Raw genomic sequence first — 25,425 nt, 5'->3', positions numbered from 1 at the left:
GTTGATGGACAACAACGGAAGCGACACCACCATCAACTCACGAGAAGGAAACCAAGATCATCATGAAGCGCATCGTCCTCGCCACCGCCGCTGCCGGCGTCCTGGCGATCCCGGCCACCGCAGCCGCGCACGTCACCGTCCAGCCGAAGACCGCCGCCGCGGGGTCCTACACCGTGGAGTCCGTCCGGGTCCCGAACGAGACCGACAACGCGGTCACCAACAAGATCACCGTCCAGTTCCCGGAGGGCTTCGCCGAAGTCAGCTACCAGTCGATCCCGGGTTGGACCGCCAAGGTCACCAAGGAGAAGCTCGCGACGCCGGTCAGGACCGACGACGGCGAGGTCACCGAGGGCGTCAAGACGATCACGTGGACCTCGGGCGGCAAGACGTCCGGCATCAAGCCCGGGCAGTTCCAGGACTTCCCGCTGAGCGTCCAGATCCCGGGCAAGGCGGGCGACACGCTGACCTTCAAGGCGCTGCAGTACTACAGCGACGGCTCGGTCGCGCGCTGGATCGGCGCGCCGGACGCCGACAAGCCGGCGCCGCAGGTGCAGGTGACCGCCGCGGCGGCCACGCCCGCGACGAGCGGCACCTCGGCCACCGGCGGCACCGCGACGACCGAGAACACGTCGGCCCCGGGCGGCGCGTCGTCCTCCTCCGACGACTCCTCGGACTCCTCCAAGACGCTGGCGATCATCGCTCTGATCGTCGGCGTGCTGGGCCTGGCGGCCGGTGGGGCGGGCCTCGCCGCGTCACGACGAAGCGCGTAGTCCGCACGTAGTTCTCACCAGCACGTGCCGCGGCGGACCACCGTCGCGGCACGAGGTCCTCCCTCCGTACCCTTCAGGAAGATCGCCATGTCCGAACCCACCACACCCAACAAGCGCGAACGCCGCGAAGCGGCCAGGGCCGACCGTCAGGCCAAGGAGCAGGCGGCCGCCGCCGCGGCGACCCGCAGGAAGCGGCTGCTGACCCTCGGCGGCCTGCTCGGCGCGGCCGTCGTCGTCGTGATCGTCGCGATCGTCGTCAGCAGCAGCGGCGGCAGGAGGAAGACGCCGACGGCGTCCAGCGGCGGCGACGTCGCGGGCGTGTCCGACACCAAGGCGATGTTGAACGGGATCCCGCAGAAGGGGATCACGCTCGGCAGGGCCGACGCGCCGGTCACGATCGTCGAGTTCGCCGACCCGCAGTGCCCGTACTGCAAGGAGTACACCTTGAACGAGATGCCGAAGGTCGTCCAGGACCAGGTGCGGACCGGCAAGGCGAAGATGGAGCTGCGGCTGCTGACGTTCATCGGCCCGGACTCGGTCACGGCGGCGCAGGTGATCAACGCGACCGGCAACCAGAACCTGCTCTGGAACACCGCGGACCTGATGTACCGCAACCAGGGTGAGGAGAACTCGGGCTACGTGACCGATGACTTCCTCAACGGGATCGTCAAGGGCGCGGGCGGCGACGCCGCCAAGGCCCAGAGGGACGCGACGACCCCGGCCGTCCAGCAGATGATCGGCGACGCCAGGACGGCGGCCAGCCGCTACGGCGTGACCGGCACGCCGACGATCCTCGTCGGCCCGACCGGCGGCGACCTCAAGATCGACAGGGAGTCGGCGCCGACCGCCGCCGGCATCGCGAGGCTGGTCGACGCCGCGGCCGCCAAGAGCGGGACGTGAGCGACCGCGCGCTGCGCACCACCGGGTTCGTCCTGGTGGTGCTCGGCCTCGGCATCGCCGGCTACCTGGTGTACGTGCACTACGCGGACATCAACCCGATCTGCAACATCGCGCACGGGTGCCACAAGGTACAGACCTCTGCGTACGCGAAGCTCGCGGGGATCCCGGTCGCGTTGTTGGGGCTGATCGGCTACGTGGTGATCTTGGGGGCGTTGATCTTCGACGGCGAGATCGGCCGGATGATCGCGGCCCTGACCGCGCTGGTCGGCTTCGGGTTCTCGATGTACCTGACCTACCGCGAGCTGTTCACGATCGACGCGATCTGCCAGTGGTGCGTCGGGTCGGCGATCCTGATGACCGGATTGGCAGTGGTGTGCACGTGGCGCCTCCTGCGTGAACCCGACACCATGGTGGCGTGACCCGCCGCCTGTCGATCTTCTCCGGTGTCCTCGGCGCCGCCCTGGCGATCCTGGTGATCGCCGTCGCCATCAGCACCAAGAGCGGCAACGACGCCGCGAGGCCGCGCAGGCCGGCGACGCGCGACGTGACGCGGATCCTGCGCGGGATCCCGCAGAACGGGCTGGTGCTCGGCAGGGCGGACGCGCCGGTCCTGCTGGTCGAGTTCGCCGACCTGCAGTGCCCGTACTGCCGCGAGTTCGCGGCGACGTCGTGGCCGGACATCGTCCAGAGGTACGTCCGGACCGGGAAGGTCCGGATGGAGTTGCGCCTGACCGACGTCCTCGGCAGGGACTCCGCCAAGGCCAACACCGCGGTGATGGCGGCCGAGCGCCAGGACAGGATGTGGGACGCCTCGATGCGCTTCTACGACGTCCAGGGCCAGGAGAACTCCGGCTACGTGACGCAGCCGTTCCTGCGCGGCGTGCTCAGCGGCATCCACGGCATCGACCTCGCGCAGGCGCTGAAGGACGAGCGCTCGCCGACCATCCGCGACGACCTCGCCGCGGTCCACTCGCTGATGTCCCGCTACGCCGTGACCTCGACGCCGACGATCCTGATCGGCACCGACACCAACGACCTCTCCCTGCTCTCCGCCGGCGTCCCGTCGGCCGACAAGCTGGCCCAGGCGATCAACGAGCAGCTGCTGAAGACCATCTGACATCAGGGGTGGTACGGGTGGTGCGTAGGGTGGTACCCTACGCGCTGTCATGCTGAAGAAGACCAGCATCTACCTCGACGAGCGCCTCGACCAGGGCCTCGCCCGCAAGGCCGCGGCAGAGGGCGTCACGAAGGCGGAGCTGATCCGCCAGACGCTCGACGCGTCGCTCGACAAGCCCAGGCGACCGAAGGCGAAGGGCATCGGGATGATCAAGGGTCCGGTGCCCGTCGATCTCGCCGAGAACGCGGAGAAGTACCTGGACGGCATGGGCGAGAGTTGAGCGTCGTCCTCGACACGAACTTCCTCGTCGCGCTCATCGCCGAGCGGAGCCCACGACATCGCGAAGCGGCCGAGTGGTACGCCGAGACCGACGAGGATCTCTTCACGACGCCGCTCGCGCTCAACGAGATGGACTACCTCGTCACGAAGTACGGCGGCGAGCCGGCGGCACGTGTCCTGTGGGACAACTTCGACGACGGTGCCTTTGGCTTGCGCTGGTGGGCCGAAGGGCTCCACGAGACGATCCGCATCGCGCGACGTCATCCCTTCCTCGGCCTGACCGACGCCTCGCTGGTCGCGCTGGCGGGCATCCTCCGCACGGACCGCATCGTCACCTTCGACCAGCACTTCCGATCTGTCTTTACCCCTGACGGGCAGCCTTTCGTGGTGCTCCCCGCCGATCGCTGAAAGGACCACGAAACCATGGCCTCCTCCGAACACCCCAACTCCTACGACGCGCGCGGCACGCTGAAGGTCGGCGACCGTGAGGTCGAGATCTTCAAGCTCGAGGCGCTGCAGTCGAGGTTCGACGTCGCCCGGCTGCCGTTCAGCCTGAAGATCCTGCTCGAGAACCTGCTGCGCACCGAGGGCAACGGCGCGGTCGACGCGGCCGACATCGAGGCGCTCGCCACGTGGGACGCCAAGGCGGAGCCGAGCAAGGAGATCGCGTTCACCCCGGCGCGCGTCGTCATGCAGGACTTCACGGGCGTCCCGGCCGTCGTCGACCTCGCCGCGATGCGCGACGCGATGGCCGACCTCGGCGGCGACCCGGCGAAGATCGAGCCGCTCGTCCCGGCCGAGCTGGTCATCGACCACTCGGTCCAGGTCGACGAGTTCGGCACCCGCACCGCCTTCGCGTTCAACGCCGAGCGCGAGTTCGAGCGCAACAGGGAGCGCTACGAGTTCCTGAAGTGGGGCCAGGACGCGTTCGAGACCTTCAAGGTCGTCCCGCCGGACACCGGCATCGTCCACCAGGTCAACCTCGAGTACCTGGCGCGCACGGTCTTCGTCGACGACAAGACCAACACCGCCTACCCGGACACGCTGGTCGGGACCGACTCGCACACGACGATGATCAACGGCCTGGGCGTCCTGGGCTGGGGCGTCGGCGGCATCGAGGCCGAGGCCGCGATGCTCGGCCAGCCGATGTCGATGCTGATCCCGCAGGTCATCGGCTTCAGGCTCAACGGCGAGCTGCCCGAGGGTGCGACCGCGACCGACCTGGTCCTGACGGTCACCGAGATCCTGCGCAAGAAGGGCGTCGTCGGCAAGTTCGTCGAGTTCTTCGGCCCGGGCGTGACCGCGCTGCCGCTGGCCGACCGCGCGACGATCGGCAACATGTCGCCGGAGTTCGGCTCGACCTGCGCGATCTTCCCGATCGACGCCGAGACGCTGCGCTACATGGCGTTCTCCGGCCGCCCGAAGGAGCAGGTCGACCTCGTCGAGGCCTACGCCAAGGCCCAGGGCCTGTGGCATGACGAGAACGAGACGCCGACCTACACCGACATCGTCGAGCTCGACCTCTCGACCGTCGAGCCGTCGCTCGCCGGCCCCAAGCGCCCGCAGGACCGGATCGCGCTGCACTCCGCCAAGGAGGGCTTCCGCTCCTCGCTGGCCGAGCTGATCGGCGACGACTCCGACCACGGGCACGGCCACGGCCACGACGAGGCGGTGGCCGAGTCGTTCCCGGCCTCCGACCCGCCGGCCGACTCCGCGCCGGGCAGCGAGCCCGACGAGCACGCCGACGCCGCGCCCGCGGGCGCCCCGGGCGTCGCCGCGCTGGCCGAGCGCTCCAGGAGCGCGGTCGAGGTCACGATGGACGGGCAGACGTTCAAGCTCGACCACGGCCACGTCGTGATCGCCGCGATCACCTCGTGCACCAACACGTCGAACCCGAGCGTGATGATCGCCGCGGGGCTGCTGGCCCGCAACGCCAACGCCAAGGGCCTGAACCGCGCGCCGTGGGTCAAGACGTCGCTGGCGCCGGGCTCGAAGGTCGTCACCGAGTACTACGACCGCGCGGGCCTGACCGAGGACCTCGAGGCGCTCGGCTTCAACCTCGTCGGCTACGGCTGCACGACGTGCATCGGCAACTCCGGCCCGCTGCCGGACGAGATCTCCAAGGGCGTCAACGACGGCGACCTCGCGGTCACCTCGGTGCTCTCCGGCAACCGCAACTTCGAGGGCCGGATCAACCCCGACGTCAAGATGAACTACCTGGCGTCGCCGCCGCTGGTGGTCGCCTACGCGATCGCCGGGACCATGGACATCAACCTGACCGAGGACCCGCTCGGGCAGGACGCCGACGGCAACGACGTCTACCTGAAGGACATCTGGCCCTCGACGGCTGAGGTTGCCCGTACGGTCGAGGAGGCTGTGCAGTCCGACATGTTCCGCGCCTCCTACGACGCGGTCTTCGACGGCGACGACAACTGGCGCGGGCTGGACGTCCCGACCGGCGACCGCTTCGCCTGGGACGGCGAGTCGACCTACATCGCCAAGGCGCCGTACTTCGACGGCATGGAGCCCGAGCCGTCGCCGGTCACCGACATCGAGAACGCGCGCGTGCTCGCCAAGCTCGGCGACTCGGTCACGACCGACCACATCTCGCCCGCGGGCGCGATCAAGAAGGACGCGCCGGCCGGCAGGTACCTGCAGGAGAAGGGCGTCGAGGTCAAGGACTTCAACTCCTACGGGTCGCGCCGCGGCAACCACGAGGTGATGATCCGCGGCACGTTCGCGAACATCCGCCTGCGCAACCAGCTCGCGCCCGGCACCGAGGGCGGCGTCACGCGCCACCTGCCGGACGGTGAGCAGACCTCGATCTACGAGGCCAGCGAGCAGTACATCAAGGACGGGATCCCGCTGGTCGTCCTCGGCGGCGCCGAGTACGGCTCGGGCTCGTCGCGCGACTGGGCGGCCAAGGGCACCAGCCTGCTCGGCGTCCGCGCCGTGATCGCGGTGAGCTTCGAGCGCATCCACCGCTCGAACCTCGTCGGCATGGGCGTGCTGCCGCTGCAGTTCCCGGAGGGCGAGACCGCCGAGTCGCTGGGCCTGACCGGCGAGGAGGAGTTCACGATCACCGGGCTGGCCGAGCCGATGAACAACGGCGAGCTGCCGCGCGAGGTCAGCGTGAAGGCGGGCGACGTGGAGTTCACGGCGCGCGTCCGGATCGACACGCCCAAGGAGGCGGACTACTTCCGCCACGGCGGGATCCTGCGCTACGTGCTGCGCCAGCTGGCGGCCGACGCCGCCTAGGCGTCAGGCCACCGCAGCGTCTTCGCCGCTCGATCCGGGTCGCCGTCCGGCGACCCGGATCGCGTCGAACAGCACACCGACGTCGACCGCCTTGTCGACGATCCCGTGTGCGCCCGCCGCGACCGCTGCGCGCTCGACCGCCGCGCTCGGGTCCGCCGTGTAGAGCAGCACCGCCGGCGGGCTCGGCTCGGTCCGGACCTCCATGCAGAGCTCGATGCCGTCCTCGTCGCCGAGGCGGTGGTCGAGCACGACGACGTCCGGCCTGCCGCGCCGCAGCAGCGTCCACATCTCGATGCCGTTCTCCGCACCGCCGACGCACCGGAATCCGGGCTCTGCCCGTAGGACGGCCTCGAGCCCGGCACGCAACACGGGGTGGTCGTCGACGACGAGGACGCGGATCATGGGGAGGGGAGGAAGGATGGCCGACGCGGTACGCCGTTGCCAATACGGAAGGCCCTACCCGTGCAACGCGGCAGCCACGACTTGGTCACGCCGGTCGTGCAGCCAGCGCGCGAGGTCCGGGGCGCCCAGCGGGCGCCCGACGCCGAAGCCCTGCACCAGATCGCAGCCCAGGCGACGGAGCATCAGCTCCTCCTGGTCGGTCTCGATCCCCTCGGCCACGACGCGCAGGCCCATCCGCCGCCCAAGCGCCACGACCAATCGGACGATCTCCTCGTCGAGCGGATCGGTGGCCATGCCGGAGACGAACTTGCGGTCGATCTTCAGCTCGTCGGCCGGGACGTGGCGCAGCTGGCCCAGCGACGAGTGGCCGGTCCCGAAGTCGTCGATCGAGATCTCGACGCCGAGCGCGGCGATCTGGCCCAGCACCTCGCGCGCGCGGCGGTGGTCGGCCATGACGGCGTCCTCGGTGACCTCGACGGTCAGCGCCTCCGGCGGGACGGCGTGGCGCTGGAGCGCGGCGCCGATCCGGGAGGCGAGCCGGACGTCGACGAGCGTGATCGCCGAGACGTTGACCGACACGCGCAGCAGCGGGTGGCCGCCGGCGCGCAGCTGCGCCAGGTCGGCGAGCGCGCGGTCCAGGACCCAGTCGGTCAGCTCGCTCATCAGGCCGGAGCGCTCGGCGACCGGCAGCAGCTCGGCGGGGGAGACCGGCCCGCGCGCCGGATGTTCCCAGCGGATCAGCGCCTCGACGCCGGCGACCGCGCCGGTGGCCAGCTCGATCTGGGGCTGCAGGGCCAGCCACAGCCCGTCGGGCGACGCGGGATGCGCGCGCAGCGCGGCGCGCAGGTCGGCGGCCAGCTCCAGGCGGTCGCGCGAGTGGTGGTCGCGCGCCGGGTCATACGGCGCGATGTCGAGGCCGCGGGCGCGGGCGTCGCGGCGCGCGACGTCGGCGCGGCGGGCCAGCTCGGCGACCGTCTGCGCGTCGTCGGGGAAGCGCGCGTGGCCGAAGACCGGCCGGACCGAGATCGCGATCCCGTCCATCACCAGCGGCGCGGCGGTCAGCGCGTGCTCCAGCGCGGCGGCGACGTCCTCGGGCGTGTCGTCGTCCTCGACGATCGTGGCGAGCTCGTCGCGGTCCAGGCGCGCGAGCGTCCCGGGCGCGACGCCGCGCAGGCGGTCGGCGACGTGGCGCAGGAGCTGCTGCGCGGCCTCGTGGCCGAGCGTGTCGGTCAGCTCGCTGAAGCCCTCGAGGTGGCCGATCAGCAGCGTGTGGCGCTGGCCGTCGCGCCCGCCGGCGCGCATCAGCAGCTCCAGCTCGCCGAACAGCGCGCGCTGGTTGGGCAGGCCGGTCAGCTCGTCCTCGAGCGACTCGGCCCGGACGATCACGAGGTCCCTGACCTCGGTGACGACGCGGCGCGCGCGGATCCCGGCGAGCACGAGCGTCAGCGCGCCGAGCACCGGGACGATCGCCGGCATGTCCCAGAGCACCGAGGCGACCAGGACCCCGCCGCCTGCGGCGATCCAGGTCAGCGTCGGCACGCTCTCCCACCAGCCGCCGACGCGCAGCGTCCCGGCGCGTGGGGGCCGCGCGAACGCGGCGCAGGCGAGCACGATCAGCCCGCCCTCCCAGAAGAGCGTCGAGATCCACTCGGTGTCGCCGATCCAGCCGGCCTGGCTGAGCACGAACAGCGCGTCGCCCGCGCAGGTGACCACGAACGCCATGCCGAGCACGCGGTCCTGGCCTCCGCCCGTGGCGCGGCCCGTGAACGACGACACCGCGAAGATCACCGAGAACAGCGCGGCGTCGAGCGCGACGTAGCCGACGTAGCCCGCGGCCTGCAGCTCGCCGATGCCGGTCCGGTGCATCGTCGCGCGCACGAAGATCGCGCTGCCGATCGCGGTCAGGTAGACCGCGATGCCGAGCGCGTCGAACGAGAACGTCCGCAGCGCGCCGCCGACGCGGTCGCGCAGCAGGCGCGCGAACGCGACCAGGTTCAAGATGTAGAACATCGCCCAGAGCGGGTCGGCGAGCGACGGCTGGGTGCTGTCCCAGACGTACGTCCAGAGGGTCAGGGCGACCGCGTCGCAGGCCGCGGCGATCCCGATCAGCGTCCACAGCCGGCGGTCGCCGCGCATCGTGCGCGCGCGCCAGAGGATGGCCGCGGCCGCAGCAAGGCAGAACAGGACGTGGCGTGCGTCCTCGACTCCCTGCAGTGAGAGGGCGGCGGTCATCTTCCCGGTAGTCGGACCGCTGGGGGCCCGCGAGCATCCCCCGGTTGGAGGACCCGCACCACCCGGACAGGCGATAACGTGCGCGCGATGCCGCTCCCCGACGTCCTGCGCTCGCTGCTCACCGCCACCGGCCCCTCGGGCTACGAGACCGCGCCGGCGAGGGCGTTCGCCGAGGCGTGCGCGCCGTTCGCCGACGTGTCGACCGACGTCATGGGCTCGGTCACCGCACGCGTGAAGGGGACCGGCGACGGCCCGACGGTCGCGATCGTCGGCCACATCGACGAGATCGGCCTGATCGTCACGCACATCGACGACAAGGGCTACCTGTACTTCATCGGCGTCGGCGGCTGGGACCCGGTGATCCTGGTCGGCCAGCGCGTCGTGCTGACGACGAGGGACGGCGAGGTCCGCGGCGTCGTCGGCAAGAAGCCGATCCACCTGCTCAAGCCGGACGAGCGCAGGGCCGCCGCCGAGATGAAGGACATGCACATCGACATCGGCGCCAAGGACGGCGACGAGGCGAAGGCGCTGGTCCGGGTCGGCGACGTCGCGGTGATCGACGCCGAGCCGCTGGAGCTGCCCAACGACCGCTTCGTCGCGCGTGCGATGGACAACCGCCTCGGCTGCTTCGTCGCCTACGAGGCCGCCCGGCTGGTCGCCGAGGCCGGCGGTGCGGCGGGCGACGTCGTGGCGGTCGCCGCGGTGCAGGAGGAGATCACGTTCGCGGGCGCGCGGACGACGGCGTACTCGCTGCGGCCGGACGTGGTCGTCGTGGTCGACGTGACGCACGCGACCGACGCGCCGGGGATCGACGAGAAGGAGAACGGCTCGCACCCGTTCGGCTCGGGCCCCGTGATCGAGCGCGGCTCGACGATGCACCCGCGCGTCTTCGACGAGCTGGTCGCGGCGGCCGAGGCCGAGAGGATCGACCACACGCTGAGCGCCTCGGCGCGGTTCACAGGCACCGACGCGGACGCGATCCACGTCGCGCGCCAGGGGATCCCGACGGGCCTGATCAGCCTGCCGCTGCGCTACATGCACTCGCCGGTCGAGCTGGTCCAGTTGAGCGACGTGCTGGCGGGCGCGCAGCTGATCGCGGCGTTCGCGCAGCGGCTGACCGCTGAGACGTCCTTCGAGCGCTAGCGCCGGCGCGGCGCCGGCGGTCTACGCGGCGGCCGCGAGGCGGTCGGTCGCCGCGAGCGCGCGCAGGCCGCGGGACACGCGGGCGCGGACGACGTCCTGGGAGACGCCGAGCTCCTGCGCGAGGTCCTCGTAGTCGCGCTCCAGGACGACGCGCTGGGTGACCGCGTAGGCCTGCTGCGGGTGGATGCCGGCGATCGCGTCGCGGATCCGGTCGCGCAGGTCCGGGAGGCCGGCGAGCTCCTCGATCCGCTCGAGCTCGCCCTGGGAGATCGACGGCGGGTCGATGCCGACCTGCTCCAGCGCGCGCCGTTCGGCGACGCCGCGGCGCCAGTAGTGCGAGAGCTGCGAGCGGGCGATCGCGAACAGCCAGCCTTCCGCCTCGGCCTCCGTCGCGCCCCTGAACTGCCCGCGGCGCTGCAGCGCGACCGCGAACGTCTCCGCCGTGAGGTCGAGCGCGACCTCCGCGTTGAGCGTGCGCCGCGTGAAGAACACGACGAGCCGCTGCGCGTTGGCGAGGTAGAAGTCCCGGAACGTCTCCACGTCCCGCACCGTCGTCAGCATCCCCGTTCTCATCCGTAAGCCCAGCCTCACAACGTCGACAAATGCTTTTTGAAAAAGCAGACTTGAGCATAAACACATTGCGAGGGCACGTGGTGAAGAAGTCGGTGATCTAATCCCCTGGGTGCCGACGCTGCTGCTCTTCGACATCGATGGGACGCTGATGCTCAAGGCGTCGCGGGCTCACGCCGAGGCGCTGCACGCTGCGCTGCGACGGGTGCATCATCTCAGGGAGATCCCAGAAGGCAAGATCGAGGCCGCCGGCCGGACCGACGACGCGATCGCGCGGCAGATCCTGACGCTTGCCGGCGTGAGCGCGGAGCGCATCGACGAGCGTGCCGCCGACGTGCGCGTGCAGGCGTGCGCGGAGTACAAGCGCCTGTGCCCCGCGGACCTGTCGGACCACGTGGCGCCCGGAGCGCTGGAGCTGCTGGAGAAGCTGTCAGCACGCGACGACGTGACGCTCTCGCTCGTCACCGGCAACCTCGAATGCGTCGCCCGCCGGAAGCTCGCCGCCGGCGGCCTCGGCCACTTCTTCGCCCCCGGCCAAGGCGCCTTCGGCAGCGACTCCGAAGACCGCGCCGACCTCCCCGCCCTCGCCCGTTCCCGCGCGGGCAACATCGCCCCGGAGAGGACAGTCGTCATCGGCGACACACCCCGCGACATCGCCTGCGCCCGCGCGGACGGCACCCACTGCATCGCCATCTCCACCGGCCCGTTCCGAGCCACCGACCTCTACGGCGCCGACATCGTCATCGACATGCTCCGCGAAGTCCCCACAGCCCTGACCCGCATCCCAGGCCTGGCGTCCTAGCTCAGTACCGTGCGACGGCGCTCACTCGAGCATCGAGGTCTGGTTCGGGTTCGGGGCGTCCTCGTCTGGTTCCACGACGGAGGAGATCCTCTCGCGACGCTGGTGTCGAGTTGCTCGATACGCCTCGACCCAGACGCGAGAGCTGCGCCAAGTGCCGTCGGCCCCCTTCGTCGCTTCGAGCCGGCCTCGCGCCGCGGCGACGCGAAGCGCGTCGGCCGACAGGAGGTCGTCGGCCAGTGCCGGAAGGGGCACGAGGCGCGCAGGGCCCGCAATGGCCGGGACGACGAACTTGTACAGGTTGTCGAGCACCGCGCGCGCCAGCAGCTCGCCGAGCGAGCCGTGGTCTCCGCGATCGGCACGTCGCAGAGCTTTGAGGTATTGAGCGCGCTCGCGCTTGTAGATGATCGCGGGCGGATAGCCGAGGCGGACGAGGACCAGGTTCAACGCCAGTCGGCCCGTGCGACCGTTGCCGTCGAGGAACGGATGGATCTGCTCGAATCGAGCGTGGATCTGAGCCAGCGCTTCGGGAAAGCTCAGCGGATCTGCGCCGGGCAGTCCTCTGACGTCTTCGATCCAGTCTGAAACCAGGCGTGGGACGTCGACGAACGAGGGCGGTCGCATCCCCTCGGGAAAAGGCTCGATGTCGTGTTCACGGAACGAGCCCGGGCGTTCACGATCCGTGGCCTGCGGGTGCGGGGCGACGTCCCAGACGAGGTCCATGACCAAGCGGTGTACGTGGCGCAGGTCGGTGATCGTCAGAGGCTCGCTCTTCGACCAGGCTCCGGGGTCCAGGCCGTGGCCGTACACCCAGTCGGCGGCGTTGCCGTACCCCTGGACCTCCATGTACTCGCGGAGCTCCTTGTCGCCTACGGCACGGCCTTCGTTGAGGAGCTGCGCGACCTGCTTGAGCACCAGCGTGTTGCCTTCGATGGCCGTCGAATGGTGTGCTTCCTCGAGCCAGATCCCTCGCCAGATGTCCTTGGCTTCCAGTGGCGACGGCAATCCGCCGAGTCGGTCGCGTAGCTCGCCGATCTGAACGTGCAGACGCTCGTAGACGACATCGCGGGGCGGGCGACCGCGCGTTCCGCCAGCTGCATAGTTGTTCGCAGAAGACGATGTCATTTGAACCGAACATATCGAGTTGTTCGGATGGGCGCCAGCGAAATGAACCGAACAACTTCGGCTCGCCGTGCCCGCCAGGGCACGGCGGTGGGTTGTTGTAGGTCTAGTGCAGCGTCCAGAAGGCGGAGGTGCCGACGTTGTCGGGGGTGGCGACTTCGAGGAGCTGGGTGTGGGCTTCTTCGTCGGTGATCTCGCAGATCTCGGCGATCTCGCGGGTCGCCAGCGGCTCGCCGGACCATTCGAGGACGGTGGCGACGTCGGTGGGCTTGTCGCGGCGTTCGATCTCGGGGGCGAGGTTGGCGGTCAGGACGTCGTAGACGCGGAAGGGCTGGAAGCCGGGGGCCGACAGCTGGAGGCCGTCGCTCGCGCGGACCAGCTCGTAGGACGGGCACGTGTAGCGCCGGCCGCCGGGCCAGTCGGCCAGGCGGGCATCCATCACGCGCGCCGCGGCGGTGGGCTCGCGGGCCGCGGCCATGTCGGCGTCGAGCGCGTCCTGGGTGGCGGGGTCGGCCATCCAGGCGGCGAGGTCGGCGGGGTCCACGCGTGCGTCGCTCGCGGCGCCCGCAAGCGTCTCGTCGGCGTCGAGCGGCTCGCCCCTGAAGTTCCGGAGCCGCAGCGCGCGCAGCACGGCGCGCTCGCGGTCGGGTGCGTTCAGGCGCGTCGCGACGACGGCACGGCAGGCCGGGATCGACGCGGACATCCGCTCCCGGATCGACGTGTCGATCGGCATCCCGTGCAGGTCGGCGATCCTCGCCAGCGCCTGGCTGAGCACCTCGGGCGTGAACCCGGCGCGGACCGCGTCCTCGGGGTCCTCCGACAGCCCGACCATCCGCGTGCTCCACGCGATCGCGTCGCCGTACAGCCACTCCAGCTTGTAGCGGAACGGCTCCGCCGAGAACGCCCACGGGCAGGCGGGATCGGTGTACTCGGTGATGTGGATGGTCGCGGGCATGCATCGAGGCTAGCCGCGCCGGGCACGCTTTCCGCATGGCCAACAACAGCAAGCAGGAAGACCTCATCGCGCGCCTGCACGCGGACGGCATCCGCAAGCGCGTCGCGACCGTCATCGCCGGCGGCCGCGGCGGCGCGAAGAAGGGCGAGCAGCAGGCCCGCGCGCTCCTGGACCAGCTGGAGGACGCGACCGCCGCGATCCGCACCGAGGTCCTCAGGGGCCCGGACAAGCGCAGGGCCGCCGGCAGGAAGGCGGCGGCCACGCGCAGGAAGAACGCGGCCCAGCTCAAGGCCAAGCGCAGCGCGGCCGCCAAGAAGGCGGCCGCGACGCGCAAGAAGAAGGCCGCCAGGAAGTAGGCCCTGCGGCCGGCGGCGCGCTGAGGCGCCGCCGCCGCGCCCTACAGCTACGTCCGCGTCAGCTTCTTGTACGAGATGCGGTGCGGGCGGTCGGCTTCGTCGCCGAGCGTCTCGTGGCGCCACTGCTCGTAGGCCTCGAAGTTGCCCTCGAACCACGTGACCCTGGAGTCGCCCTCGAACGCGAGCACGTGCGTGGCGACGCGGTCCAGGAACCAGCGATCGTGGGAGATGACCACCGCGCAGCCCGCGTAGTTCAGCAGCGCCTCTTCCAACGCGCGCAGCGTGTCGGTGTCGAGGTCGTTGGTCGGCTCGTCCAGCAGCAGCAGGTTGCCGCCGGTGCGCAGCAGCTTCGCGAGGTGCACGCGGTTGCGCTCACCGCCGGAGAGCATCTTGATCCTCTTCTGCTGCTCGGCCTTCTTGAAGTTGAAGCCCGACGTGTAGGCGCGCGAGTTCATGACGCGCGTGCCGACCATGATCTGCTCCATGCCGCCGGAGATCTCCTCCCAGACGGTCTTCTCGTCGTCGAGCGCGTCGCGCGACTGGTCGACGTAGGAGATCTGGACGGTCTCGCCGAGCCGCAGCTTGCCGGCGTCCGGCTGCTCGCGCCCGGCGATCATCTTGAACAGCGTGGTCTTGCCCGCGCCGTTGGGCCCGATGACGCCGACGATCCCGCCCGGCGGCAGGTCGAAGTTGAGGTCCTCGATCAGCAGCTTGTCCTCGAAGCCCTTGCGCAGGCCCTCGGCCTGCACGACCACGTTGCCCAGGTGCGTCGCGACCGGGATGTGGATCTGGACGTCGTCGAGCTTGATGTTCCTCTCCTCGGCGACCAACGCCTCGTAGTTGGAGATGCGCGCCTTCTGCTTGGTCTGGCGGCCCTTGGGGTTCTTGCGGACCCACTCCAGCTCGGCCTTGATCACGCGCTCCTTGGCGAGATCGCGCCGCTCCTGCATCTCCAGGCGCTTCTCCTTCTGCTCCAGCCACGAGGAGTAGTTGCCCTCGTACGGGATGCCGCGGCCGCGGTCGAGCTCCAGGATCCAGCCGGCGACGTTGTCCAGGAAGTAGCGATCGTGGGTCACGGCCACGACGGCGCCCTTGTAGTCGGCCAGGTAGCGCTCCAGCCACGAGACGGACTCGGCGTCCAGGTGGTTGGTGGGCTCGTCGAGGAGCAGCAGGTCCGGCGCGCTCAGCAGCAGCCGGGCGAGCGCGATGCGGCGGCGCTCGCCGCCGGACAGGAGCGTGACGTCGGCGTCGCCGGGCGGGCAGCGCAGCGCGTCCATCGCGTAGTCGATGTTCGTGTCGAGGTTCCAGCCGTCGGCCGCGTCGATCTTGGCCTGCAGCTCGGCGAACTCGTCGGCGGTCTCGTCGGAGTAGTTGGCCGCCAGCTCGTTGAAGCGGTCCATCATCGCCTTGATCTCGGCGACGCCGTCGATGACGTTCTCGCGCGCGGTCTTGCTCGCGTCCAGCTGCGGCTCCTGCTCGAGCAGGCCGACGGTCGCGCCGGGGGCGAGCACCGCCTCGCCGGAGCGGAAGTCGGTGTCGATGCCGGCCATGATCTTGAGCAGCGTCGACTTGCCCGCGCCGTTGTAGCCGAGGACGCCGATCTTGGCGCCGGAGTAGAAGGCGAGCGTGACCTCGTTGAGGATCGGCTTCTCCGGCCCGTAGGCCTTCGTGAGCCGCTGCATCTGGAAGACGTACTGAGGAGCCATTGACCCCTCAGGATAGGAGCTTCTACGCGCGGTGCGGGTCTCGCACGCGGGGCGTGACGAGCATCGCCGCGGCGAACGCGCCGGCGATCCACAGGACGAGCGCGTAGATGAAGGAGCCGTTGCGCAGGAACTGGACCAGGCCGAGGTCGATGGCGAGGAACAGGAGCGCGCCGTAGAAGGCCCGGAGGATGGCGACGGTGGCGCGGCCCTCGCCGGGGATCCCGACGACGGAGACCAGCCCGCCGAGCGCGGTCGCGGAGGCGCCGGCCACCGCCAGCACGACGATCGGGCCGTCCTGCAGGAGCAGCACCGACCCGACGAGGCCGATGAAGAAGCCGCCCATGACGGCGAGGGCGAGCGGGATGATCGCGCGGTCGGGCATCGCTTCTGTGTACCCGCGCGTTCCTTTGACGCGAACGCGGCTAGGTCCGCACGAAGACGGGCTCGGGGACGAGCGCGATGTTGTAGGTGTCGCTGACGCCGCGCTGGATCTCCTGCGCCAGCGTCGTGAGCTGCGCCGTCGTCCCGCCGCCGCGGTTGGTGAGGGCCAGGACGTGCTTGGTGGAGATCGCGACGTTGCTGTCCGGGAGCGCGAAGCCCTTCGCGAACCCGGCATGGTCGATCAGCCACGCGGCGCTCGTCTTGACGCGCCCATCGGGCTGGGGGAACGCGGGCGCGCCGTCGGGGATCGCGTCGGCGTCGAGGATCGGGTTGGTGAAGAACGAGCCGGCCGACCAGGTGTCGTGGTCGTCGGGGTCCAGCACCATGCCCTTGCCGCGGCGCAGGGCGAGGACCGCCTCGCGCACTTCGGCCAGCGTGGCGTTCTCACCGACCGCGCGGGCCAGCTCGCCGTACCGGATCGCCCCAGGCGGTCCCGCCGCGAGCCGGAACGACACGCGCAACACGACGAACGCGCCCGGCGTCTGCTTGAACATCGAGTCGCGGTACGCGAAGCCGCACTGCTCAGGCGTGAGGTCGACCACCTTGCCGCCGCGGCGGTCGTAGGCGCGCACCGAGACGATGGTGTCGCTCACCTCCTGCCCGTACGCGCCGACGTTCTGGATCGGCGTCGCGCCCGTCGAGCCGGGGATCCCGGAGAGGCACTCGATCCCGGCGAGCCCCTGCGCGATCGTGTGGCGGACGACGTCGTCCCACACCTCGCCGGCCGCGACGTGCAGCGTGTCGCCCTCGCGCTCGATGCCGCGCGTCGCGACCTTCACCACCGTCCCGTCGTAGCCCGCGTCGCCGACGACGAGGTTCGACCCGCCGCCGAGGATCAGCGCGTCCGGGTCGCCGGCGACCGCGGCGATCACCGCGGCGTCGGTCTCCGCCGCGACGAAGCGCGCGGCGGGGCCGCCGAGGCGCAAGGTGGTGTGGTCGCTCAACAACAAGACGACTGGGAGCCTATTGAGAGGGTCGATACCCTCGAAGGTCGTGCCTCAGGTCCTGGATATCGAGCAAGCGCTGCTCCTCCTGGAGCTCGAGCCGCCGTTCGAGAAGCGCGACGTGCAGCTCGCGCGCCGCAGGCAGGCGAAGATCTGGCACCCGGACCTCGCGCCGCCGGGCAAGCAGATCGAGCACGAGCGCCACCTGAAGGCCATCAACGAGGCGGCGGACCAGCTCGAGTCGCTGGCCGAGGGCTCGCGCGGCGGGCGCGTCTCCCGCAACGCGGTCAAGGTCAGCGCCGCGGCCGCGCGCGCCGCCCGCGCCGAGGCCGGGCGCAGGGCCTACGAGGAGGAGCAGGCGCGCCGCGCGCACGAGGCCGACACGCGCGTGAACGACCCGTTCGGCGCGCGCCTGCCCGACCACTCGGTGGTCCATCGCTACGCGCGCTGCCTGTCGTACCCGGAGTGGGGCGTCGGCGAGGTCGCGGGCATCTACTTCACCGGCAGCGAGGACGACATCCAGCAGTGGGCGCGCGTGCGCTTCCAGCCCGGGATCCGGACCGTGCCCGCCGGGTCGCTGCAGTTCGTCGACTTCTCCAGGCCCGACCCAGGCCACGAGCGCGTGCAGCGCTTCATGACGGCCGCGCAGCACGCGATGCACGAGGGCGACTTCAGGCTCGCGGCGCAGCGGCTGATCTACGCGCGGGACGCCGAGCCGTCGAACATCGCGGTGCTGCGGCTGCTGACGCTGGCCTACTGGCAGGCGGGGTCGCTGAACGCCGCGGGTCGCTCGGTCCGGGACTGGATCCGCGCCGACCCGACGCGGCCCGCCGCGCAGCGCTACGCCGCGCGGATCTACGAGGACATGCGGGCGTTCGACATCGCCGCGCAGGCCGCGCTGCGTGCGGCCGAGCTGGGGCCGGAGGACGCGTCGTCGTGGGAGCGCGTCGGGCGGTTGCGGCTGCGCCTGATGGACCGCGCGGGCGCGCTCGACGCGCTGGAGCGCGCGCGGCGGCTGGGCCCGTCGGTCGACGGCCTGCTCGACCTGGCGCTGGCGCACCACCTCGGCGGCGACCTCGGCGGCGAGGTCACCGCCACCGAGCAGGCGACGCTGCTGGACAACGAGCGGCCCGACGCCTGGTCCCGCTACGCGCACGCCCTCGCCCGCACCGACCGAGTGTCCGACGCGATCGCCGCCGCCGAGCGCGCGCACCACCTCGCCCCGCACGACGAGGAGGTCGCCGACCTCCTCGAGCGCCTCCGCGCCGCCCAGCCGCGCGTGCTGCCGGCCGCCTGACGTACGCCCGGCGCCGATGAGTTCGGCGGGCGCGCGTCGTCCTTGGGGCATGCAACCGATCAGGACGGACAACCTCGCGAAGTTGTATGACATGCCCGACATGGGGTGGGAGCGGGCGCAGGAAGCGCTGGGTGAAGGCTCGGTCGGGCGGGAGCCGGCGGCGTTCCTCGGGACGGTCGGCCAGGATGGGCGGCCGCATGTCGCGGGGATCGGGATCGTCGTCCACGGCGGTGCGCTGTTCTTCTGCATGGGCCTGCGCACCGGCAAGGCGAGGAACCTGATGCACAACCCGGCGTGCACGGTCGCGCTGCGGCTGGAGGGCCTGGACCTGTCGCTGGAGGGCGAGGCGCGGCGGGTCGAGGATCCGGAGCTGTTGGAGACCGTGGCCGCGTTGTACGCCGAGGGCGGCTGGCCGGCGAGGGCGGACGTCGAGGCGATGGCGCTGGCCGCGCCGTACTCCGCGCAGAGCGCGGGTCCGGGGCCGTGGCCGCTGTGGCGGTTCACCATCAACAAGGCCGTGGGCGTCGCGACGGCCGAGCCGCACTCGGCGTCGCGCTGGACCTTCGCGGGCTGAGGCGCGCGCCCCGGGGTAGGCTGCGGGGCGATGACCGTCGTCGCGTGGATCCCGAGCTCGACCCGGCGCGACGAGCTGGGGGTGGCCAGCGGCTCGGAGGGCCGGGCGCGGGTCGAGCGGGTGATCGAGCAGTCGGGCAAGGACATCGTGTTGGTCGACGGGCCGCGCGCCGACGTGACGTTCGCGGTCCCGCAGTGGGGCACGCCGTTCGTGCCGGCCGAGATGCCGAGGCTCGAGGTCGTGCAGGTGCGGTCGGCCGGCGTGGACTGGATCGTCGACCGGATCCCGGAGGGCGTCACGCTGTGCGGCGCCCGCGGGACGCGCGACCGCGCGATGGCCGAGTGGGTCGTCGCCGCGCTGCTCGCCGACCTCAAGGGGGTCCGGCCGTTCGCCGAGGCCCAGGCCGCCCACCGCTGGAAGCGCCTCGACATCGGCGACCTGAGCACCATGAAGGTGTTGATCCTCGGCCACGGCGCGTCGGGCGAGGAGACCGCGCGGCTGCTCGCGCCGTTCGGCACCGAGGTCCGCGGCGTCGCGCGCCGGGCCCGCGAGGACGACCCCGACTCCTACACCTTGGGCCAGCTCCCGGACCTCCTGCCGTGGGCCGACGCGCTCGTCAACCTGCTGCCGCACACCGACGCCACGCACGGCCTCGTCGACGCCCAAGTCCTCCAACAACTCCGGGACGGCGCGTTGTACATCAACGTGGGACGCGGCCCGACGACCGACACCGGCGCCCTGCTCGCCGAGCTGCAGTCCGGCCGCCTGCGCGCCGTGCTCGACGTCGTCGACCCGGAGCCGCTCCCGGAGGACCACCCGCTCTGGGACGCGCCCGGCGTCCTGATCAGCCCCCACGTCGCGGGCGACACCGCGTCCTCCGACCACGCCGCCTGGGACCTCGTCGCCGCGCAGCTGCTGCGCTTCGCCGACGGCGAGCCGCTGCACAACGTCGTCAGCGAGGGCTACTAGATGCCCACCGGCGGCGACGAGCTGGTCGCGGCGCTCGAGCGCGCGGGCGTCGAGGTCGTCTTCGGCCTCCCCGGCGTCCACAACCTCCCGGCCTGGGCGGCACTGCGGACCTCCTCGATCCGCCTCGTCGGCGTCCGCCACGAGCAGGCCGCCGTCTACGCGGCCGACGGCTACGCGCGCGCCACGGGCAGGGTCGGCGTCGCGCTCGTCACGACCGGCCCGGGCGCCGCCAACACGCTCGGCGCGACCGGCGAGGCGTGGGCCTCGCGCTCGCCCGTCGTGGTCATCGCCACCGACATCCCGACGTCGCTCAAGCGCCCCGGCATCGTCGGCGGCGCGCTGCACGAGGCGGCCGATCAGCCCGCGCTGTTCGCCACGCTCACCAAGCGCACGTTCCGCCTCAACTCGCCCGGCTCGGTCGAGCGCGCGGTCTACGAGGCGCGCGAGGCCCCGCGGCGCCCCGTGTGCGTCGAGATCCCGACCGACAAGCTCAGCCTTTCCGGCCCGAGCTGGGACGTCGGCGAGTTCGCGCCCGAGGTCGTCCCCGAGCAACCCGACGGGGTCGACGATGCCCTGCAGCTGCTCGCCGAGAGCTGGAGGCCGCTGATCGTCGCGGGCGGCGGCGCGCTCGACGCCGGCCCCGAGGTCGCCGACCTCGCCCGTCGCCTCGGCGCGCCCGTCCTCACCACCTACAGCTCCCGCGGCCTGCTCGGCCGCGAGGACCCGCGCGCGGTCGGCCTGCCGCCGCACCTCCCCGCGATCGGCGAGCTGTGGGAGGCGTGCGACGTCCTGATCGCCATCGGCACCGACCTCGACGGCATGAACACCATGAACTGGCGCCTGCCGCGCCCGCCGAAGGTGCTCGCGATCAACGTCGATCCCGCCGACGCCACCAAGAACTACCCGGCCGACGCCGTAGTTGTAGGAGATGCCGCCGCGGCGGCCCACGCGCTGAGCACCGCGCTCCCGCCCGCCGACGCGCCGGTCTGGGCCGACCTCACGACCGCCCGCCGCCGCGCCCGCGGCGCCCTGCGCGGCGACCACCCGCACGAGCTGACGTTCGTGGAGACCTTCGCGCGCGTCGTGCCCGACGACGTCACGGTCGTCGCCGACATGTGCATCCCCGGCTACTGGCTCGCCGCCGCGTACGCCCCCGCCGGGCCGCGCCGCTTCCAGTACCCGATGGGGTGGGGCACGCTCGGCTACGCGTTCCCCGCCGCGCTCGGCGCCGCGATCGCCGGCCCGACCCTCAGCGTCTCCGGCGACGGCGGCTTCCTGTTCGCCTGCGGGGAGCTGGCGACCGCCAAGCAGGAGCGCCTCCCGCTGACCGCGCTCGTCGTCGACGACGGCGGCTACGGGATGCTGCGCTTCGACCAGCAGCACGCGGGCGCCGAGCCCTACGGCGTCGACCTCGAGACCCCGGACTTCGTCAAGCTCGCCGAGTCCTTCGGCCTCCGCGCGACCGCCGTCGACGGCCTCTCCGACGCCTTCGGCAAGGAGCTCGCCGCCCACCTCGCCGACCCCGAGCCGACGCTGCTCGTCGCCCGCGCCCAGCTCAAGCCCCCACCGACGACCTCACCGCTCTGGCACCGCCAGGGCCCGCCGTCCTGGGCGGACCCGCTCCAAGGGCTGGGCTGACCTGTTTGGTGAGCGCCCCTAACGGGCACTCGCGCGCTCATGGGACGGCACGGATGGCTGGGCGCGCTGGCGGCAACCGCGGCGATGGCGATGGCGGGCGGCGCGAGCGCCGACGAGATGACGACCACCCGGGGACCCGCGACGCGCAGCGGCGCAATCCACGACGCGTCGATCGTCCCGCCGCTGCGCGTGGCCTGGGACGTGACGCTCCAGCCCGACCCGTGGAGTGCGGTCTACCCGCCGCTGATCGCGGGCGGCTTGGTCTACGTCGAACTCGGCAGCGACCTGATCGCCCTGGACGCCGCGACCGGCGCCGAGCGCTGGCGGCGCTCGGTCAGGTTCACCGCCCCGCTGACCTACGACCGCGGGCGCCTGTTCGCGGTCACCGACTACGACCAGGACGTCCTCACCGCCTACGACGCCGCGACCGGCCTGCAGCTGTGGTCGGACACCTACCCGGACGGCGTCGTCCAGTACTCCGCGCCGACCGCGGGCGACGGCCGCGTCTACGCGGTCGCGCCCAACGCGGTGCGCGCGTTCGACGGCGCGACCGGCAGGGTGCTGTGGGAGACGCCGACGGCCGGGCCCCAGGCGATCCTGGGGACGCCGTCGACCGACGGCGCGCGCGTGTACGTCCCCGCCGCCGACGGCCAGATCGCGGAGTACGACGCGGCGACCGGCGCGCAGCTGACCACGCCGCCCGCTCCGACCGCCAACTCCCGCGGCGCCGGCGGCTCGACGGCGGTCGCCGGCGACCGCGTCTACATGAACGACTACAACAACTCGAACTGGGTGCTCGACCGCGCGTCCGGTACCCGGCTCGGCCTCGCGGGCGGGTCCAGCGAGCCCGCGGTCGGCTCGGGGGTGCTCGTCGACCGGTTCAACGAGCTCAAGCTCCACGCGGAGTCGGCGACCACCGGGCTGAGCGGCTGGGACGTGACGCGCGGCGGCGCGGACGGCAGCGGCCCGTGGTTCACGAACCCGCTGATCGCGCAGCGGACGGCCTACACGGCCACCGACGACGGGCGGCTGGTCGGCCTCGCCCTCGCCGACGGCCATCTCGCGTTCTGCGCGCGGCTGGAGCAGGGCACGTCGTGGGGCGGCAGCCGCGTGCCGTCGGTCGCCGCGGGCGACGGCATCGTCCTCTGGGTCTCGAACTCGCGCCTGGTCGCGTTCCGGCATGTCGACGGTGCCGGCGAGGACTGCCTCGACGGCCTGCCCGATGCGCGCTGGTCCAACGGCGCGACGCTGCCGGTGATCGACGACGGGCCGGTCGCGCCCCCGGCGGTCGTGGTGCCGCCCGCCGACGCCGCCCCCGCGGCGCCGCCGCCGGCCGCCGACGCCGCCCCCGCGGCGCCGCCGCCGGCCGCCGTCACGCCGCCCGTCAGGCTCGCCGCGCAGTCCGGTCCTGTCGCGAGGACCGCGACCGCCGCCGCGAAGGTCACGCCGCCCTGCACCGCGACCCGCGCCGGGCGCCTGACGTGCACGCTCGGCCTCGCCGCCAGGACGAGCGTGACGGGCGTGCTGCGCAAGGGCACCAAGGTCGTCGGCCGCGCGACGGCGCGGGCCGACCGGCGCGGCCGCGTCGCGCTCGCGGTCAGGCCGCGCGCGAAGCGGCTCGCGACCGGGACCTACACCTTGACCATCACCTACAAGAAGTCGCCGCACGCCAGGACGGCGACCCAGCGGCGGATCAGCCTCGTCGTACGCTGATCTCCTCCGGCGCGATCCGCGCGATCAGCGTGCGGGCTGCCGCGATCACCAGCGCGCGGTCGTAGACGGTGGCGAACGAGAAGCGGCGGTCGCGGTCCGGGATGTCGGTGTCGCCGAGGTCGCGGGCGACCAGCGCGCCCGCGAAGTGCGGGCCGAGGACGATCACCGACCACTCGCCGGCCAGCGCGTCGCCGGGCGCCAGCTCCGCGCCGCGGACGCCGTGGACCGGCGAGGCCGGCAGCCCGATCCCGAACGCCGCGACCAGCGACGCGCGCCGCGCCAGCCCCTCGTAGCGGCGCCGCGTCGCGGGCGTGAAGCGCTGCGCGTCCTGGAACGCCGACAGCAGGACGGCGCCCTCGCCGATCCGCAGCGCGCGCTCCTCCAGATGGCGCGAGATCGGCAACAACAAGGCCTTGGTCGCGTCCGCGAACGCGCTCTCGCCGCGCGCCTCCACGACGACGCTGTACGGCGAGCCGCTCGCGTCGTCCACCGACGCGCTCGCCGCCGCGCCCGCGGTCCGGGACGGCCGGACGCGCGTGACCGGCAGCGGCGGGACCAGCGGCCCCGGGCGCCCGAACAGCCACCCCTGCCCGAGCGTCGCGCCGAGCGACCGCGCGATGAGGCGGTGCTCCTCGGTCTCGATGCCCTCGGCCAGGACGTGCGCGCCGGTGCGCTCGCGCTCGGCCGCGACCGCGCTGACGATCGCCGCCTGCTCGGCCGACGGCCGGTCCTGCACCAGCGACAGGTCGAGCTTGATGACGTCCGGATCGATCAACGACAACAACGCCAGCGACCGGACGTCGGCGCCGACGTCGTCCAGCGCCACGACGTGTCCCGCCGCGCGCTGGTCGGCGATCACCCGGACCAGCTCCGCCGGCCGCCCGGTGATCGCCCGCTCGGTGATCTCGATCACCAGCGACAGCTCGCGCTCGGCGCGCGCCCACGCCTCGGCGGCCGCGCCCGGCGGCGGCGCCGCGTCGATCACCGCGGGCTCCGAGTTGATGAACAACGAGGTGCCCGGGCCGAGCCCGGCCTCCAGCGCGCCGTTCAGCGCCGCCGTCCGGCACGCCCACTCCAGCTCCACGACGCGGCCCGCCGCGCCCGCGGCGGCGAACAGCCGGTCGGGCCGGTGCAGCGACGAGCCCTCCGGCCCGCGCGCGAGCGCCTCGTAGCCGACGACCTCGCCGCCGGTCAGCTCCACGATCGGCTGGTAGACCGCGCCGACCAGCCCGCCGACCAGGATCCGGTCCAGCTCGGCCAGCACGCCCGGCGCGGCCGGGTCGAACGCGTCGTCGGCCGACAGGACGGCGTCGCCGGAGACCGCGCGGTGCACGCGCACCGTGTCCTTCCCGGACCCCTTGGCCGCCAGCAGCGCGGTCTCGGCGTCGCGCGCCAGGTCGGCCTGCGACGTCGTCGTGCCCTGGCGGTAGAGCCCGATGCCGATCGACAACCGGACCTCCAGCCGCAGGTCACCGACCTCGTGCGGCGTGTCGCGCGCGGCCGCCAGGATCCGCGCGGCCAGCTCGCGCGCCACGCGGTCGCCCTCGCCGGCGGGCAGGTCCTTCAACAACAGCGCGAACTCGTTGCCGCCGGTCCGGGCCAGCAGGTCCTGGGGCCGGATCACCGAGCGCAGCCGGTCGGCCGCGACGCGCAGCAGCAGGTCGCCCGCCTCGTTGCCGTACTTGCGGTTGACCGCGCCGAAGTCGTCGAGGTCGATCCCCAGCAGCGCGATCTCGTGCTCGTGCACACGCGCGCGGTGCATCGCCGAGCGCAGCTCGTCGTGCAGCGCGGCGCGGTTGGCCAGCCCGGTCAGCGTGTCGAAGTACGCCAGCTCGTGCAGGCGCGCCGACGCGCGCATCCGGTCGGTCACGTCGCGCTGGGTCCCGAGCCAGCGCAGGACCCTCCCGGACCCCGCGTCGTGCTGGGGCGCGATCGCCACCTCGTTCCAGAACGGCGTGCCGTCGGCGCGGTAGTTCAGCAGCGTCACGTAGGCGTCGCGGCCCGCGGCCACCGCCTCGGTCAGCAGCGAGATCGAGCGCGGGTCGGTGTCCGGCCCTTGCAGGAACCTCGGGTCGCGCCCGAGGACCTCGCCCGCGCTGTAGCCGGTGAGCAGCTCGAAGCCCGGGCTGACCCACGTGATCGCGAGCCCGTCGGCGCGCGCGTCGACGGCGATGATCGCCGCGAGACCCTCCAGCTCTGCCATCGCCACGGGACGCTACAGGGGCGCGATCGTTCGGGAG

At 72.3% G+C, this 25,425-nt stretch carries 24 protein-coding genes; 15 read left to right on the top strand and 9 right to left on the bottom strand.

What is annotated here, in order from left to right; genetic code table 11:
* The first annotated feature begins 62 nt into the window (after positions 1–62).
* The 7 genes from H030_RS0100375 (at position 63) to H030_RS0100345 (ending at position 6,324) form a co-directional block, all read left to right on the top strand.
* Positions 63–770: a YcnI family protein gene (locus H030_RS0100375; protein WP_027004643.1), complete on the top strand. Its 708-nt coding sequence runs from the start codon at positions 63–65 to the stop codon at positions 768–770.
* A gap of 87 nt (positions 771–857) precedes the next feature.
* Positions 858–1,670 carry a DsbA family protein gene (locus H030_RS35960; RefSeq protein WP_051221355.1) on the top strand — a complete coding sequence of 271 codons (813 nt, stop codon included), beginning with the start codon at positions 858–860 and terminating at the stop codon, positions 1,668–1,670.
* Positions 1,667–2,089, top strand: a complete 423-nt coding sequence (locus tag H030_RS0100365; RefSeq protein WP_027004642.1) for a vitamin K epoxide reductase family protein — start codon at positions 1,667–1,669, stop codon at positions 2,087–2,089. The genes H030_RS35960 and H030_RS0100365 overlap by 4 nt, the downstream gene beginning before the upstream one ends.
* Positions 2,086–2,787 carry a DsbA family protein gene (locus H030_RS35955; RefSeq protein WP_051221354.1) on the top strand — a complete coding sequence of 234 codons (702 nt, stop codon included), beginning with the start codon at positions 2,086–2,088 and terminating at the stop codon, positions 2,785–2,787. The genes H030_RS0100365 and H030_RS35955 overlap by 4 nt, the downstream gene beginning before the upstream one ends.
* 49 nt (positions 2,788–2,836) lie before the next feature.
* A complete protein-coding gene (locus H030_RS28140) occupies positions 2,837–3,067 on the top strand; it encodes a CopG family transcriptional regulator (RefSeq protein ID WP_035125686.1) in 231 nt (76 codons plus the stop codon).
* Entirely contained in the window at positions 3,064–3,474 is a 411-nt protein-coding gene (locus tag H030_RS28135) for a type II toxin-antitoxin system VapC family toxin (RefSeq protein WP_035125683.1), read from the top strand. The genes H030_RS28140 and H030_RS28135 overlap by 4 nt, the downstream gene beginning before the upstream one ends.
* A 15-nt stretch (positions 3,475–3,489) precedes the next feature.
* Entirely contained in the window at positions 3,490–6,324 is a 2,835-nt protein-coding gene (locus H030_RS0100345; RefSeq protein WP_027004641.1) for an aconitate hydratase, read from the top strand.
* Between the two features lie 3 nt (positions 6,325–6,327).
* Here the strand turns inward: H030_RS0100345 and H030_RS28130 are convergent, their stop codons facing one another.
* Together H030_RS28130 and H030_RS35950 are read right to left on the bottom strand one after the other, a co-directional pair.
* The gene (locus tag H030_RS28130) at positions 6,328–6,726 is read right to left on the bottom strand and encodes a response regulator (RefSeq protein ID WP_051221352.1); all 399 of its coding nucleotides are present in this window, start codon (positions 6,724–6,726) and stop codon (positions 6,328–6,330) included.
* 54 nt (positions 6,727–6,780) lie between these two features.
* Positions 6,781–8,958 carry a putative bifunctional diguanylate cyclase/phosphodiesterase gene (locus tag H030_RS35950; protein WP_051221350.1) on the bottom strand — a complete coding sequence of 726 codons (2,178 nt, stop codon included), beginning with the start codon at positions 8,956–8,958 and terminating at the stop codon, positions 6,781–6,783.
* An 87-nt stretch (positions 8,959–9,045) separates the two neighbouring features.
* Here H030_RS35950 and H030_RS0100330 point away from each other — a divergent pair, with 87 nt between their 5' ends.
* Positions 9,046–10,101 (top strand): M20/M25/M40 family metallo-hydrolase, encoded by a 1,056-nt coding sequence (locus H030_RS0100330; protein ID WP_027004640.1) that lies wholly within the window; start codon positions 9,046–9,048, stop codon positions 10,099–10,101.
* Positions 10,102–10,122: 21 nt separating this feature from the next.
* Here the strand turns inward: H030_RS0100330 and H030_RS35945 are convergent, their stop codons facing one another.
* On the bottom strand, positions 10,123–10,674 hold the full coding sequence (locus tag H030_RS35945) for an RNA polymerase sigma factor (RefSeq protein WP_196808945.1): 552 nt from the start codon (positions 10,672–10,674) through the stop codon (positions 10,123–10,125).
* Positions 10,675–10,783: 109 nt separating this feature from the next.
* On the opposite strand from H030_RS35945, the gene H030_RS0100320 reads away from it, so the two are divergent.
* A complete protein-coding gene (locus tag H030_RS0100320) occupies positions 10,784–11,473 on the top strand; it encodes an HAD family hydrolase (protein WP_035125681.1) in 690 nt (229 codons plus the stop codon).
* Positions 11,474–11,494: 21 nt separating this feature from the next.
* On the opposite strand, the gene H030_RS28115 is transcribed toward H030_RS0100320, so the two are convergent.
* Together H030_RS28115 and H030_RS0100310 are read right to left on the bottom strand one after the other, a co-directional pair.
* Positions 11,495–12,595: a Fic family protein gene (locus tag H030_RS28115; RefSeq protein ID WP_051221345.1), complete on the bottom strand. Its 1,101-nt coding sequence runs from the start codon at positions 12,593–12,595 to the stop codon at positions 11,495–11,497.
* A 103-nt stretch (positions 12,596–12,698) separates the two neighbouring features.
* Complete coding sequence (locus tag H030_RS0100310) at positions 12,699–13,547, bottom strand: DsbA family protein (protein ID WP_027004638.1); 849 nt, start codon at positions 13,545–13,547, stop codon at positions 12,699–12,701.
* A gap of 35 nt (positions 13,548–13,582) precedes the next feature.
* Here H030_RS0100310 and H030_RS28110 point away from each other — a divergent pair, with 35 nt between their 5' ends.
* Positions 13,583–13,903, top strand: coding sequence for a hypothetical protein (locus H030_RS28110; RefSeq protein WP_035125680.1), 321 nt, complete (start codon positions 13,583–13,585; stop codon positions 13,901–13,903).
* 47 nt (positions 13,904–13,950) lie between these two features.
* On the opposite strand, the gene ettA is transcribed toward H030_RS28110, so the two are convergent.
* The 3 genes from ettA to H030_RS0100290 are packed head-to-tail and all read right to left on the bottom strand — an operon-like array spanning position 13,951 to position 17,000.
* Positions 13,951–15,609, bottom strand: coding sequence for an energy-dependent translational throttle protein EttA (gene ettA / locus H030_RS0100300; protein WP_027004637.1), 1,659 nt, complete (start codon positions 15,607–15,609; stop codon positions 13,951–13,953).
* A gap of 22 nt (positions 15,610–15,631) precedes the next feature.
* Complete coding sequence (locus tag H030_RS0100295) at positions 15,632–15,991, bottom strand: hypothetical protein (protein ID WP_027004636.1); 360 nt, start codon at positions 15,989–15,991, stop codon at positions 15,632–15,634.
* A gap of 40 nt (positions 15,992–16,031) precedes the next feature.
* Positions 16,032–17,000, bottom strand: coding sequence for a UDP-N-acetylmuramate dehydrogenase (locus H030_RS0100290; protein ID WP_027004635.1), 969 nt, complete (start codon positions 16,998–17,000; stop codon positions 16,032–16,034).
* Positions 17,001–17,043: 43 nt separating this feature from the next.
* Between H030_RS0100290 and H030_RS0100285 the strand changes: the two genes are divergently transcribed.
* From H030_RS0100285 to H030_RS0100265, 5 genes are read left to right on the top strand one after another with little or no spacing between them, the layout of a single operon-like run.
* Positions 17,044–18,291, top strand: coding sequence for a hypothetical protein (locus H030_RS0100285; protein ID WP_035125679.1), 1,248 nt, complete (start codon positions 17,044–17,046; stop codon positions 18,289–18,291).
* Between the two features lie 49 nt (positions 18,292–18,340).
* Positions 18,341–18,865, top strand: a complete 525-nt coding sequence (locus H030_RS0100280) for a pyridoxamine 5'-phosphate oxidase family protein (protein ID WP_027004633.1) — start codon at positions 18,341–18,343, stop codon at positions 18,863–18,865.
* A gap of 30 nt (positions 18,866–18,895) precedes the next feature.
* Positions 18,896–19,834, top strand: coding sequence for an NAD(P)-dependent oxidoreductase (locus H030_RS28105; RefSeq protein ID WP_051221342.1), 939 nt, complete (start codon positions 18,896–18,898; stop codon positions 19,832–19,834).
* Positions 19,835–21,472 (top strand): thiamine pyrophosphate-binding protein, encoded by a 1,638-nt coding sequence (locus H030_RS28100; RefSeq protein ID WP_051221340.1) that lies wholly within the window; start codon positions 19,835–19,837, stop codon positions 21,470–21,472. It abuts the gene before it with no gap.
* 39 nt (positions 21,473–21,511) lie between these two features.
* Positions 21,512–23,185, top strand: coding sequence for a PQQ-binding-like beta-propeller repeat protein (locus H030_RS0100265; RefSeq protein ID WP_081690396.1), 1,674 nt, complete (start codon positions 21,512–21,514; stop codon positions 23,183–23,185).
* Here H030_RS0100265 and H030_RS35940 read toward each other — a convergent pair.
* Positions 23,166–25,388 (bottom strand): diguanylate cyclase domain-containing protein, encoded by a 2,223-nt coding sequence (locus H030_RS35940; RefSeq protein WP_051221338.1) that lies wholly within the window; start codon positions 25,386–25,388, stop codon positions 23,166–23,168. The two genes, H030_RS0100265 and H030_RS35940, sit on opposite strands and share 20 nt — an antisense overlap.
* Between the last annotated feature and the right edge of the window lie 37 nt (positions 25,389–25,425).

This window comes from Conexibacter woesei Iso977N (genome assembly GCF_000424625.1).
In the GTDB taxonomy this organism is placed as follows: domain Bacteria; phylum Actinomycetota; class Thermoleophilia; order Solirubrobacterales; family Solirubrobacteraceae; genus Baekduia; species Baekduia woesei_A.
The sequence above is the reverse complement of the archived record's forward strand: the minus strand, read 5'-3'. Positions and strand labels throughout refer to the sequence as shown.